Origin of the sequence: Hyphomicrobium sp., from assembly GCF_036780825.1 — a bacterium.
In the GTDB taxonomy this organism is placed as follows: Bacteria; Pseudomonadota; Alphaproteobacteria; order Rhizobiales; family Hyphomicrobiaceae; genus Hyphomicrobium_C.
Genome location: NZ_DAIQCD010000053.1, coordinates 1 through 11,500, shown reverse-complemented (window position 1 = coordinate 11,500; position 11,500 = coordinate 1). Strand labels below are relative to the sequence as shown.

Genomic DNA, 11,500 nt, shown 5'->3' with positions numbered 1-11,500 from the left:
CGTGCGCGGCATTCCGTAGACAACGCAGGACGCCTGGTCCTGAGAGATATTGTAGGCGCCGAGCTTATGGAGCGCCGTCAATTCGGCTGCACCATCGCCGCCCATTCCTGTGAGCATGACCCCAAGGACGCTTTTTCCGAAGGCCTTGCGCGCGCTCTCGGCAAGCACGTCGACGGACGGCCGATAGAGACTTTCGCCCTGATCCGGGCTCACCCGAATCTCTGTTGCCGAAACGCGCGTCTGCATGCCGCCGGGCGCGATGTAGACGGTGCCCTTGCTCAGCGGCATGCCGTCCTCCGCCTCGACGATCTTGATTTTGCAAATGTCGTCGAGCCGTTGCGCCAAGGCCTTGGTGAAATTTGGGGGCATGTGCTGGGCGATGACGAGCGGAACCGGCATCGTCTCGGGAAGCTGCGAGAGCACCGCCTGCAAGGCTTGCGGCCCCCCGGTGCTCGAGCCCACGATGCAGATCTTGGCGCCGACGCGCCCGGCGGCGGCCATGCGTGCCGGCGCTGCGGAAGACTTGGTGACCGTCGATCTTGGGGCTATCGAACCGTGCGTCTTTTGGGCCTTGGCCTCGGCGGCGGCTAGCAGCTTCTCGTGAATGCGGTCGGCGGCGCGGGATTTCGGAATGAAGTCGATGGCTCCGAGCGCCAGCGCCTCGAGCGTGATGGCGGCGCCCTGATCGGTTCTCGCCGACAGCATGACTACGGACGCCGGGCTGAGCCGCACGATCTCGCGCAGCGCGTCGATGCCGTTCATGACCGGCATGTCGATGTCGAGGGTCACGACGTCGGGTTTGAGCGCCAGCGTCTTCTCGATGGCGTCGCGCCCGTCCACGGCCGTGCCGATGACCTTGAATCGCTTGTCGGCTTCGATCTTGGCCGGCAGCACGCTGCGCATGAAGGCTGAGTCGTCGACGACGAGAACGCGAATGAACGGTTGCGACATGCGCGCTTCCTTAGTGCTTCCGGCTCCTGGCCGGGCCTGTTTCTTGTTGGGCTCGCGCAAACGCCTGAACGTCGCCCAAAGAGGTCATGAAAACATATAGTTAACCTCTAGAAGTTTCGATTCCGTTACGGCCGGGAAGCGGCCGCCGGAAAGGACCGGTTAACACTATGGCAAGCAATCGACCGCATACTGCGGTTTGCATTGGGAAGCGCGCAACGCTCCGGCCCGGCGAGGACGGTTCGTTCGTGTGTACGCGAAGGGTTGAAGGGGAAGGCTTATGAGCGCGAACGACATGCCTGTACTCGTCGTCGACGATTACAGCACGATGGTCCGGATCATCAAGAAGCTGCTGAAGCAGATCGGTTTCGAGAACGTCGACGATGCTTCGAGCGGCGAGGCAGCGCTCGAGAAGATCAAAGCCAAGCAGTATGGCCTCATCATCTCCGATTGGAACATGGAGCCGATGACGGGGTATGAGCTCCTGAAGGTCGTTCGCGCTGACCCTCAGATGAGCAAGACGCCGTTCATCCTCGTCACTGCGGAATCTAAGCAGGATAATATCAACGCCGCCAAGAGTGCCGGCGTCAGCGGCTACATCATCAAGCCGTTCAATGAGAAGGTCTTGAAGGAAAAGATCGACCTCGCGCTCGCAGCCCCCGTCGCCGCATAGCGTGCTCCCGGAAAGTGGGGACCGGTTTTCGGGTAGGAGTACGCTGGCAACGGGCGTGCTCCCGGAAAAGCGGGGACCGATCATGGCGAAGCCATGCGGCTCACGTGTCCGGTTAGGAGCACGCTAACTAACAAGCGTGATCCCGGAACGTTTGAAGCTTGTTTCGGGGCTCGCGCAGCTCACATCGCAGGCATGCCCAAACCCTGGCCCGAACGGCCAGGGTTTTTGCGAGCTTTTACATGTAGCCGCGCTGCATGAGATCCTTGGTGTGCAGCACGTCCACCACAGTCTCGCCATCGACCACGACGACGTTGGCAATGCGCCGTTCCTTCATGAGCGATACCGCGGTGCTCATAAGGTCCTCCACGCTCACCGTCACCGGCCGGGTCGTCATGATCGACTGCGCCGTCTTGCCGAACATATCAGGGGAGTAGGCGCGCCTGAGATCGCCTTCGGTGATCAGTCCGAGCAGCCGGTTCGTCTCCTCTTCCGTGACCACCACGCAGCCCCGCTGTCCCTCCGCGAGCTTGATGACCACGTGTCCGAGCAACTCGTGCGGAGCTACGATCGGCACGGCGTCCTTAAACTCTTCGGTGTAGCGCCGCACTGAGGAGAGCAGCAGGCCGAGCCGTCCGCCCGGGTGTAGCTTGCCGAAATCCGCATCGATGAAGGAACGCTGCTCCATCAGAAGCACGGCCAGTACGTGCCCGGCCGCGAGCGTGATCACAGCGGACGAGGTCGGGGCCAGATTGTTGGGGCACACTTCCTTGACTTTGGGCAGCACGAGGCAGATGTCGGATTTCTGTGCCAGGCGGCTCTGATCGTTGGAGGTCATGCAGATGACCTTCGCCCCGTTCGCCATGCAAAAGTCGAGCACCGGGAACAATTCCTTCGTCATGCCCGAGTTCGAGATGGCGAGCACGATGTCCTGCCCGGTGATCATGCCGAGATCGCCGTGGGCGGCTTCTGCCGCATGGAGGAAGAAGGACGGGGTTCCCGTGGAGGCGAACGTGGCCGCGAGCTTGGCGCCGATATGGCCGGATTTCCCGACGCCCGTGACGATCAGGCGGCCGCTGCACGCCTGTATGGCGCCGACGGCCTTAATCAGATTGCCATCGAAGCTATCGCGCAGCAGCGCCATCGCCTCGATCTCCTGATCGACGACGCCTTTCGCGCGCTCGAGCGCGTCGGCAACGTGTTCTGGTCGCATTCAGATGCCTTTGATGGAGAAGCCGCAGGGCGGCTGAGATTAGGGTTACTGATCATTGCCGACCACCGGTGTCAAGGCGTCGGAATTAGCCGAAGCGCGGTGCACAGCAGCGCGATGAAGGTGTGACTAACGGCAATTGCCGGTTGTCTTTCGCCCGCAAAGGCACTTACAGTCCCGCCGGGAGGCGGAGCCGGGCCAGGGCTAGGCAGGACACAGCGCAAACATTGAGCGTTGTCGAACCAAGCAGGCCTGAGCGATCGGCAGGACGCACGATGAAGCAAAGCGCCGTGGCAAAGCACCGGCGTCTTTCCGTTGCATGACGGAACGACGCTGGCCCGATTGCTGTTGCAGCGAGAGGGTCAGCATCGCCGCTCCTGTCAGCAATGCGCATTGAGGCAGTCGGCGGCATGGCGGATACGGGGGAAGAAGCTCAAACGGGACGGCTGAATTTTATTCGGCTTCGCGACTGGGCGCTTGGCTGGCCCCGCTACACGAAGCGCACGGCGCTTATTGCTGCGGATCTCGGTCTTCTCTTTTCCGTTCTGTGGATCGCCCTGTCGTTACGTTACGGCACGGTGTTCGTCCCCCCGCACTGGCCGGCTCTTGTCCTGCTCATTGCCGGCCCGGTGCTCACCGTCGCCACCCTTTGGCACTTTGGCTTGTATCGGCTCGTCACGCGGTTCATTGGCCAACGCGGCAACACCCGGCTCCTGGCCGGAGTCGCCCTTTCGGTGCTGATCTGGGCGCTGGCTCTTTTCATGATCGGCCAGTACGGCATTCCCCGCACCGTCATTATGTCCTACGGCATCGTCGGCGCCGCCGTGCTCATTGCCTTCCGGTTCGTGATCAAGCTGCTCCTGGAGAGTGCCGGCATCAGCTTTGCACGCTCCAGCGCCCAGGAGCGGCTACAAACGGCAACCCTCATCTACGGTGCCGATCCGGTCGGTATCGCGCTGCTGCGGGCCATCCGCCAGGCGCGCGACCGGCACGTCGTCGGCTTCATCGATTCCTCGCCCGACCTCTGGCGCCAATACGTGAGCGATCTCAAGGTCTATCCGCCCAACCGCATCGATCGGCTGATCGAGCGGGAAAATGTGCGCGAGGTGCTGATCGCGCTGCCGGGCAGCCGGCGCCATGAGCGGCGGCAGGTGTTGCAGGAGCTTGAGCGCTTCCCGCTCTCGGTGAAGATCCTTCCGAGCTACGAGGATGTCGCGTCCGGCCATGTCAGCCTCAACAGCCTGCGGCCGGTGGAGATCGGCGATGTCCTCGGGCGCGGCGCCGTACAGCCCAACGCGATGCTGATGAACCGCTATACGACGGGAAAGTCCATTCTCGTGACGGGGGCCGGCGGGTCGATCGGCTCCGAGCTCGTGCGCCAGCTTGCCGTCCGCGCGCCGCGCCGCCTGGTGCTTCTCGACATCTCCGAGAGCGCGCTTTACGCGATCGAGCGCGAACTTCGCCGCCTTCTCAATGGAAAGATCGATGCGCCCGAGATCGTGCCTGTTTTGGGCTCAGCGGCGGACGGTCGGCTGATGGACCAGGTCGTGACAGAGAACGGCATCGAGGTGATGTACCACGCGGCCGCCTACAAGCACGTGCCGATCGTGGAGACGAATCCTTTCAGCGGGCTTGAGAACAATGTCTTCGGAACTCTGGTGCCGGCTCAGTGCGCCAAGCGCCATGGCGTCGAGCGGTTCGTCCTGGTGTCCACCGACAAGGCGGTCCGCCCGACCAACGTGATGGGCGCGAGCAAACGTCTGGCCGAGCTCATTCTTCAGGCCGAGGCAGCGGATCGTGACGGAACGACCGTCTTCACCATGGTTCGCTTCGGAAATGTTCTGGAAAGCTCGGGCTCCGTGGTGCCGCTGTTCCGGGAGCAGATCCAGAATGGCGGGCCGATAACGGTCACGCATCCCGAGGTGACGCGGTTCTTTATGTCGATACCGGAGGCGGCGGGCCTCGTCATTCAGGCGGGCGCCATGGCCGAAGGCGGCGAGGTGTTCGTGCTGCACATGGGTGAGCCGATCCGCATCGACGATCTTGCGCGTCTGATGGTTCGCCTAGCCAATCTGGACGTGCGCGACGAGACGAACCCGGATGGTGACATCGAGATCTCCTACATTGGCTTGCGGCCCGGCGAGAAGCTCTACGAAGAGCTGCTGATCGGCAACGCTCACACTGACGCGACGGAGCACCCCCGCATCTTCAAGTGCGACGAGCCGTTCCGTCCTCGGGCCGAGCTCTTTCGTGAGCTCAACCTCCTCCGGCAGGCTATGGACTTGCGGGACAAGTCCGCGGTCGAGGCCATTCTCAACCGCATGGTCGAGGGTTATCGCGCGGCTGCGAACGAGATCGTGGTACGGCGTGAAGCTCCCTCGGGGGATCAGCCTCCAACGCTGCATTGAGCTCACCGGGAGCCTCTCCTGAACCCGGTCTCGAGGACGTCTGCGCTCTCGATGCAACGCCGCAGCTCTTGCTCCGAGGGCGGGCGGTTTCCGATGCCGCGATGGTCTATATAGTGGATCGCTTCTGCGGATGGATCTCCGCACCTTCATCATCGGATATGCAATGAGCTTCGATGCGATCACCCCGGCAGAGATCGTTGCCATCAAGCTCTCGCTCCGGGTCGCAACCGTGGCCGTGCTGGCGAGCCTTCCCGTGGGCGTCCTCGTCGCGTATGTGCTGTCGCGCGGCACGTTCAAGGGCAAGGTCGTGCTCGATGGTCTCGTGCACATGCCACTTGTTCTGCCGCCGGTCGTGACCGGATATGTGCTGCTGATCCTGTTCGGGCGCCGTGGTCCGCTCGGCGCGTTTCTGGAGCAGACGTTCGGCATCGTTCTGTCGTTCCGCTGGACGGGCGCGGCCCTCGCCGCCGCGGTGATGAGCTTTCCGCTCATGGTGCGCGCCATACGCCTCGCCATGGATTCGATCGACCGGCGCAGCGAGGAGGCAGCGGCGACGCTCGGAGCCTCACCCTTGTGGGTATTCGTCACCGTCACGCTGCCGCTGGCCTGGCCTGGCATCGTTGCGGGCATGATGCTGGCGTTCGCCAAGGCCCTGGGAGAATTTGGCGCCACCATCACCTTCGTCTCCAATATTCCTGGCGAGACCCAGACCATACCCGCCGCCATCTATACGTATACCCAGACACCTGGCGGCGATGCCGGGGCGCTCCGCCTCTCGCTCGTCGCGGTGGCGATCTCGCTGGGAGCCCTGATGGCGTCGGAGCTGATGATCCGCCGTTCGGGACAGCGTGGGACCCGCTTCGAATGATCAGCTTCTCCTGCCGCCTCGCCCGATCCCGCTTCGTGCTCGATGCGGCATTCTCATTTCCGGGAGGCTGCACGGCGCTGTTCGGACCCTCGGGCTCCGGCAAATCCACGATCGCCCGGCTGATTGCCGGTATCGATCGCCCGGACCGCGGACGCATCGCCGTCGGCGATCATGTGCTGGTCGATACCGCAGCCGGTATCCGGGAGCCCGTGCACAGGCGCCGCATCGGCTTGGTCTTTCAGGACGGCCAGCTGCTGCCGCATCTTTCCGTTCGCCAGAACCTGGCCTATGGCCGTTACTTTGCGCCGCGTGAGGCATCCGCCGCGGACTTCGATGAGATCGTTGAACTGCTCGGCATCGGCCACTTGCTCGGCGCGCGCCCGTCCACGCTGTCGGGAGGCGAGCGGCAGCGTGTCGCCATCGGCCGCGCGCTGCTGGCCGCGCCGCGCCTGCTGATCATGGACGAGCCGCTCGCCGCCCTCGATATAGCTCGCAAGCACGAGATACTGCCGTTCGTCGAGCGTTTGCGCGATACAGTCGGATTGCCGATCATCTATGTCTCGCACGCCGTCGACGAGGTGGCGCGCATCGCCAACCGCGTCGTACGCTTGGCCGAGGGCCGCGTCGTGGCCGAGGGGCCGCCCGAGGAAGTGTTCGCGGCTCATATGCCGACAACGCCCGCCGACCGGTTCGAGGCCGTGTCTTTCCTTTCCGCGGCCGTGCTCCGCGAGAGCCCGGAATTTGCCGTATCCATTCTGGCTCATCCCGCGGGCGAGATTGTCGTGCCGGCGCTTCTTGGGGGCGATCGGGGCGAGGTGCGCGTGGCGATCCAGGCGACGAACGTCTCGCTCGCGGTAGAGCGTCCCCATGGCCTCAGCGTGCGCACCATCCTCAAGGGGCGCATACGGCGCATCGTCGAGGGAAGCGGTGCGTCGGCGGCTGTTACGGTCGAGCTTGCAGGCGGCGACAGCATCGCGGCCTACGTGACGCGGCACGCCGTGGCCGACCTCAGTCTCGGTGAAGGATGTGAAGTTTATGCACTTGTGAAGGCCGTTTCGATTGACGAGCGCGGCGTGGGACGGTTCGATAGCGTCAAACATAGCAAGGTAAGGTCGGAATGATGGGCACGCTTGATCTCGGTCCCGAAGCGCGGGCAGAGATCCTGGAGGTATTTGCGCACGCGGTATCCACCGCCGGTGCCATCATCCTCGCCCATCGTGCGCGCGGCTACACGGTTGAGACCAAGGCGGATCTCTCCCCGGTGACGGTGGCCGACCGGGAATCAGAAGCAGCTATTCTTTCTGAGGTGCGCCGCCTCCTCGGCGATATCCCGGTCGTGGCCGAGGAAACCGGAGGCAAGCCTCTGCCGGGCTTCAATCCTGCCAAGCCCTTTCTCGTCATTGATCCGATCGACGGCACGAAAGAATTCATCGAGGGACGATCGGAGTTCACAGTCAACCTGGCGCTCATCGTGAACCGCAGGCCGGAGATCGGCGTCATCTACGCTCCCGCCCTGGAATCGCTTTTCGTCGGCAGCGCCGGAGAGGCATGGACGGGCTGGCTCGACCCCGGCCAGACGCTGACGGCGCTGCGCGGTAAGCGGGCGCTTCGCTGTCGTGTGCCAGAAACCGAGCGCTTCGTCGCCGTGGCGAGCCGCAAGCATCTCGATCCCGAGACGCGCGCCTTCCTCGACGACCTTCCAGGCGATGAATGCATTTTCCGCGGCTCCTCGATCAAGTTCTGCATCATCGCCGACGGACAGGCGGATCTTTATCCGCGCTTCGCGCCGACGAGCGAATGGGACACGGCGGCCGGCGAAGCGATCCTGACCGCAGCCGGCGGCTCGGTGCGCGATCTCTTCGGCAAGCCCCTGACCTACGGAAAGACGGACACCAACTTCCTGAATCCAGGCTTCGTCGCCCGGGGCCGCGCCGAATGAAGCCCGCGCCGCCTGATCCGAGGCGGAAGGCTCGCTAAGCCGCGCTCGCACGATCCGCATAAAAGCCGGCGCCGGGAACAATTGAACGGGCCCCAGGCTTATGAGCCCGCCCTGGAAACGCGGTTCCGGCTCCTTGCGGCGACCTCAGTGGAGGAATGAAAAATGAGAGAGGTTTTTCGTCGCTTTTCGGAGGGTGCCGCGCAGGTGGTCGGCTCTTACTGGGCATTCCTCGCAGCGTGCGCGCTCGTCGTCGGATGGGCGTTGTCGGGTGCTTATTTCTCCTTCTCCGACACGTGGCAGCTCATCATCAATACCGGCACGACGATCGTGACCTTCCTGATGGTCTTTTTGATTCAAAGCACGCAGAACCGCGAGGCGCGCGTGGTCTCGCTCAAGCTCGACGAACTTCTATGCGGAACTCAAGGCGCGCGGACGCGCATGGTCGAACTGGACATGATGTCAGATGACGACCTCGAGCAGGTGCATCGAGAGTTTCTTCGTCTGAGCGAGAAATATGCGCCGCTAGTCGGCGACCGTCTTGCACACGTGGCCCAAGAACTCTCCGAACGAAGACGAGGGAGTGCTGCTCGGCCGCCTGCCTAGAAAAAGTGGAAAGCGTTTATTCGAGAAGAAGCACGATCAAGCAAAACCTAGAGCCGTTCTCCGATTCTACTGGAGCGCCGCCTTTAGCCTGGGCTCTGCAAATAGAAATATGCGTAGACAATGAGGGCAGCGACGAGCGCGATGACGAGCGAGCGGATCAGCACGCGGTAGCTGGTTCTCTGAGGCGTCGCCTGACGTGCGTCCGTGGAGCTTACGACGTTGCGATCACCCATGTGGTCCTCCTTCTGCATGGTTGTGGGAACGCCCGGCCGGGGCCGTTGGTTCCGCCGCAGCCCCGCGGGGACAGGCTTTAGGGATTTGTTCAGCAAGATTTCCGAAGCTTCGTGATCGCCGCAAAGGGGGGGGGTGGATCGTGGCTATATGGAAGACGCTCGTTGCTTCTCTGTCGCGGGACGGTGCGCCCGCACGTCCGCTGACACCGTCCGATTTCCGGGCTCCGCGGAGAATGAAGGAGGGGTATTTGTGGGGCGAGAGCCTGATCATGCCCCGCCCCTGCACGATCCGAGACATGTCTCCGCTCACGGCTCAGATCGTGCTCTGGCATGACGACATCAAGCCACAGTATCTGGCGCGTCCACTGAAGCTGTACTCGAGCTCCGATCGCCAGGAGGTCGATTGCATCGTCACCGGCACCGAAGACAATATTCTGTCCCTCCGTTTCACCAGCGCGCTAAGGCCGCCCACGCGCAAATACCCGTAAAGCCGATCGGCACTTGCGCTGCCATCCAGGGAGCACGTAGCCCAGCGTGTTGCGCCTGGCGAACGGCCGCGCCCGGCAGGCGAACCGTGTCGGCCCGGCACAGCCGCCTGCCGAGAGCTTGAGCCTCGGCCCGCGATCCACTACCAGTTGCGCAGTCGTGGTTTTTTACAAGTGGAGACGCGGCGATGGCCGCGGAGACTAAATGGCTGATGTGCGCTGTATCTGCGCTATTGGACTGAGCGGACAACTGGGTCTTGGCGGGCAATTGCCCTGGGAGGGGGATCCGCGCCCCGAGTTCCGGGCGGACGTAGAACGCTTCTTCGAGGTCACGCGCGGGCACGTTCTCATTGCCGGACCGAAAACCATCGCCTCGGTGCCGGAATTCGCATACGCGGAACGCACCATTCGCGCCATTCGCTCGCATGAGCGGCCTGAGGACGTCCTTGCCGAGTACAAGGATCGCGTCGTCTTTATCGGGGGCGGACCGCCGGTGTGGGACGTCTATGCACCCTTCATCATGCACTGGGACATCACGCGGCTGCCCTATGACGGCCCGGCCGACCGTTGGTTCGATCCCAAGTGGCTGCTGACCGGCAAGGGCCGCCCGCTCTAGAGCCTGATCGTTTGAGGTGGATGCGGACACGCATTCACGGAGAACGTGAATCAGCCTCTCAAATGAAAACTTAGAGCGCGTTCACGTCGCGCAATCCGATTCCGATAGGAGTGAACGGCTCTGAGCGGCTGGCCCATCGAGTTGTAGCTTGGGGGCGCCCCGCCGTAGGCCCGGGCGCACGCAAGCTTCGACAAGTTCAATGGCTCGATAATCCCAAGTCAGCGCGGCGGCGGAGAGGCCGTAATGGTGCGACCTCCAAGGCCGCGCCGGCCTCAGTCTCCGTTGCACTCGATCTCTTCGCGATAGCCGCCACGGCTCCACTCGCGCTCCACCTCGCAGGTCGCGCCGACATCATCCGGTTCGTCGGGCCCGTCGGAAAAGTAAGCACCGTAGGGGATATAGACCTCGTACGCCGGCGCGCGATAGGGGCGCGTGTGATAGGTGCGATACTCGGTCCAGGAGTGAGTCTCGTAATAGCCGTCGCCATACCACTCCGCCCCCGCCGAGGCGGGTAACGCTGATGCCGCGAGCAAAGCAAGCACAATCGTCGCGCGAGACATGGGATCATGCTCCTCCATTGCTTAGAGCCTGATCGTTTGAGGTGGGGCCGACGCGCTCCCGCCGAGAACGTGGATCAGTCTCTCAAACAAAGACCTAGAGCGCGCTCACACCGTCAAAAGGATCCATCAAGCGAGAAGCACTCTCGCCGGATTAACGCTGCAGCGCTCAGGAGGTTCGCGCCATAAAAAAAACGGCGACCCATCGGATCGCCGTGATTGGCTTCAGCGCCGCCGCGGGCCGCGGCACCTACGTGATTGGCTTCAGCGCCGCCGCGGGCCGCGGCACCTAATGGTCTCCTCATAATCGCCGTCTTTCTCCCAGCGGCGATAGATCTTGCAGGGCCCGTCCCGGTATCTCTCTTTCACGTCGCGCCCCATGGGACCGTAGTGAGCGCTGATCCGCTCGTAGAGGCTCGGGCCGGGGCGCACGGGCGCCGGATCATCCTTGAAACTGTCGGCAAGCACCGGGGTCGCGGCGAGCACCAGCACGGTCGCTAGCGGCAGGATAGCTTTCATCATCCGTCTTTCCTTCTCGTACTCGAGTGCTTCCGGAAAAGTGGGACCCGGGTTTCCGAACCCACTCAAACCGGAATGGTTTAGAGCCTGATCGTTTGAGGTGGCCGCGGACGCGCACCCACCGAGAACGTGACTCAGTCTCTCAAACAAAGACCTAGAGCGCGCTTGCACCAGAATTGGATCCATCAAGCGTGAACGCGCTCTAAATCGAACAGCCGTTTAACGCACGCCCCAGGCCAAAGGTTGGCTGCGGCGAGCAAATTCGTGAATTCGCATGATGGAACAAGACTATGGCGATTGTGCACCGCGCCGAGGGTGGGGCGAAGTGAGGCGGAAGAAGTGAGGCGGAAAGAGCAATGCCAGCCGGCCTGTAAGCCGGGTTCTGTCGGGAACGGCCATTCATCTGGGACGCCCATTGCTGGACGCCTCGAGCAACCAACCCGG

Annotated in this window: 13 protein-coding genes; 8 read left to right on the top strand and 5 right to left on the bottom strand. The window is 63.0% G+C overall.

All coding sequences use genetic code 11. From position 1 onward, the window contains the following. Window positions 1–951 (bottom strand): chemotaxis-specific protein-glutamate methyltransferase CheB (cheB, locus tag V7P99_RS14155; RefSeq protein WP_333795478.1); only part of this gene is annotated, 951 nt, incomplete at its 3' end. A gap of 277 nt (window positions 952–1,228) precedes the next feature. On the opposite strand from cheB, the gene V7P99_RS14150 reads away from it, so the two are divergent. Continuing rightward, window positions 1,229–1,621 (top strand): response regulator, encoded by a 393-nt coding sequence (locus V7P99_RS14150; protein ID WP_333795477.1) that lies wholly within the window; start codon window positions 1,229–1,231, stop codon window positions 1,619–1,621. 235 nt (window positions 1,622–1,856) lie between these two features. Here V7P99_RS14150 and V7P99_RS14145 read toward each other — a convergent pair whose 3' ends face one another. Continuing rightward, on the bottom strand, window positions 1,857–2,831 hold the full coding sequence (locus V7P99_RS14145; RefSeq protein WP_333795476.1) for a KpsF/GutQ family sugar-phosphate isomerase: 975 nt from the start codon (window positions 2,829–2,831) through the stop codon (window positions 1,857–1,859). A gap of 383 nt (window positions 2,832–3,214) precedes the next feature. Here V7P99_RS14145 and V7P99_RS14140 point away from each other — a divergent pair, with 383 nt between their 5' ends. From V7P99_RS14140 to V7P99_RS14120, 5 genes are all read left to right on the top strand, one after another. Continuing rightward, a complete protein-coding gene (locus V7P99_RS14140; RefSeq protein ID WP_333795475.1) occupies window positions 3,215–5,236 on the top strand; it encodes a polysaccharide biosynthesis protein in 2,022 nt (673 codons plus the stop codon). Between the two features lie 163 nt (window positions 5,237–5,399). Next, on the top strand, window positions 5,400–6,104 hold the full coding sequence (gene modB, locus V7P99_RS14135; protein ID WP_333795479.1) for a molybdate ABC transporter permease subunit: 705 nt from the start codon (window positions 5,400–5,402) through the stop codon (window positions 6,102–6,104). Further along, window positions 6,101–7,225 (top strand): molybdenum ABC transporter ATP-binding protein, encoded by a 1,125-nt coding sequence (gene modC, locus V7P99_RS14130; protein WP_333795474.1) that lies wholly within the window; start codon window positions 6,101–6,103, stop codon window positions 7,223–7,225. The genes modB and modC overlap by 4 nt, the downstream gene beginning before the upstream one ends. After that, window positions 7,222–8,043: a 3'(2'),5'-bisphosphate nucleotidase CysQ gene (gene cysQ, locus V7P99_RS14125; RefSeq protein ID WP_333795473.1), complete on the top strand. Its 822-nt coding sequence runs from the start codon at window positions 7,222–7,224 to the stop codon at window positions 8,041–8,043. Before modC ends, cysQ begins: the two co-directional genes overlap by 4 nt. A 162-nt stretch (window positions 8,044–8,205) precedes the next feature. Further along, window positions 8,206–8,646, top strand: coding sequence for a low affinity iron permease family protein (locus tag V7P99_RS14120; RefSeq protein WP_333795472.1), 441 nt, complete (start codon window positions 8,206–8,208; stop codon window positions 8,644–8,646). Window positions 8,647–8,729: 83 nt separating this feature from the next. On the opposite strand, the gene V7P99_RS14115 is transcribed toward V7P99_RS14120, so the two are convergent. Beyond that, window positions 8,730–8,879: a hypothetical protein gene (locus V7P99_RS14115; RefSeq protein WP_333795471.1), complete on the bottom strand. Its 150-nt coding sequence runs from the start codon at window positions 8,877–8,879 to the stop codon at window positions 8,730–8,732. 296 nt (window positions 8,880–9,175) lie between these two features. Here V7P99_RS14115 and V7P99_RS14110 point away from each other — a divergent pair, with 296 nt between their 5' ends. Beyond that, window positions 9,176–9,367 carry a hypothetical protein gene (locus tag V7P99_RS14110; RefSeq protein WP_333795470.1) on the top strand — a complete coding sequence of 64 codons (192 nt, stop codon included), beginning with the start codon at window positions 9,176–9,178 and terminating at the stop codon, window positions 9,365–9,367. A 202-nt stretch (window positions 9,368–9,569) separates the two neighbouring features. Then, on the top strand, window positions 9,570–9,980 hold the full coding sequence (locus V7P99_RS14105) for a diacylglycerol kinase (RefSeq protein WP_333795469.1): 411 nt from the start codon (window positions 9,570–9,572) through the stop codon (window positions 9,978–9,980). Window positions 9,981–10,252: 272 nt separating this feature from the next. Here the strand turns inward: V7P99_RS14105 and V7P99_RS14100 are convergent, their stop codons facing one another. Together V7P99_RS14100 and V7P99_RS14095 are read right to left on the bottom strand one after the other, a co-directional pair. Further along, entirely contained in the window at window positions 10,253–10,540 is a 288-nt protein-coding gene (locus V7P99_RS14100; RefSeq protein ID WP_333795468.1) for a hypothetical protein, read from the bottom strand. 261 nt (window positions 10,541–10,801) lie between these two features. Beyond that, a complete protein-coding gene (locus tag V7P99_RS14095) occupies window positions 10,802–11,059 on the bottom strand; it encodes a hypothetical protein (protein WP_333795467.1) in 258 nt (85 codons plus the stop codon). Between the last annotated feature and the right edge of the window lie 441 nt (window positions 11,060–11,500).

Bases quoted from the DNA above. Each gene is read 5' to 3' on its own strand.
- modC (WP_333795474.1), top strand. From the start codon at position 6,101: ATGATCAGCTTCTCCTGCCGCCTCGCCCGATCCCGCTTCGTGCTCGAT.
- V7P99_RS14110 (WP_333795470.1), top strand. From the start codon at position 9,176: ATGTCTCCGCTCACGGCTCAGATCGTGCTCTGGCATGACGACATCAAG.
- V7P99_RS14100 (WP_333795468.1), bottom strand. From the start codon at position 10,540: ATGTCTCGCGCGACGATTGTGCTTGCTTTGCTCGCGGCATCAGCGTTA.
- V7P99_RS14095 (WP_333795467.1), bottom strand. From the start codon at position 11,059: ATGATGAAAGCTATCCTGCCGCTAGCGACCGTGCTGGTGCTCGCCGCG.
- V7P99_RS14145 (WP_333795476.1), bottom strand. From the start codon at position 2,831: ATGCGACCAGAACACGTTGCCGACGCGCTCGAGCGCGCGAAAGGCGTC.
- V7P99_RS14115 (WP_333795471.1), bottom strand. From the start codon at position 8,879: ATGGGTGATCGCAACGTCGTAAGCTCCACGGACGCACGTCAGGCGACG.
- V7P99_RS14140 (WP_333795475.1), top strand. From the start codon at position 3,215: ATGCGCATTGAGGCAGTCGGCGGCATGGCGGATACGGGGGAAGAAGCT.
- V7P99_RS14120 (WP_333795472.1), top strand. From the start codon at position 8,206: ATGAGAGAGGTTTTTCGTCGCTTTTCGGAGGGTGCCGCGCAGGTGGTC.
- V7P99_RS14105 (WP_333795469.1), top strand. From the start codon at position 9,570: ATGGCTGATGTGCGCTGTATCTGCGCTATTGGACTGAGCGGACAACTG.
- modB (WP_333795479.1), top strand. From the start codon at position 5,400: ATGAGCTTCGATGCGATCACCCCGGCAGAGATCGTTGCCATCAAGCTC.
- cysQ (WP_333795473.1), top strand. From the start codon at position 7,222: ATGATGGGCACGCTTGATCTCGGTCCCGAAGCGCGGGCAGAGATCCTG.
- V7P99_RS14150 (WP_333795477.1), top strand. From the start codon at position 1,229: ATGAGCGCGAACGACATGCCTGTACTCGTCGTCGACGATTACAGCACG.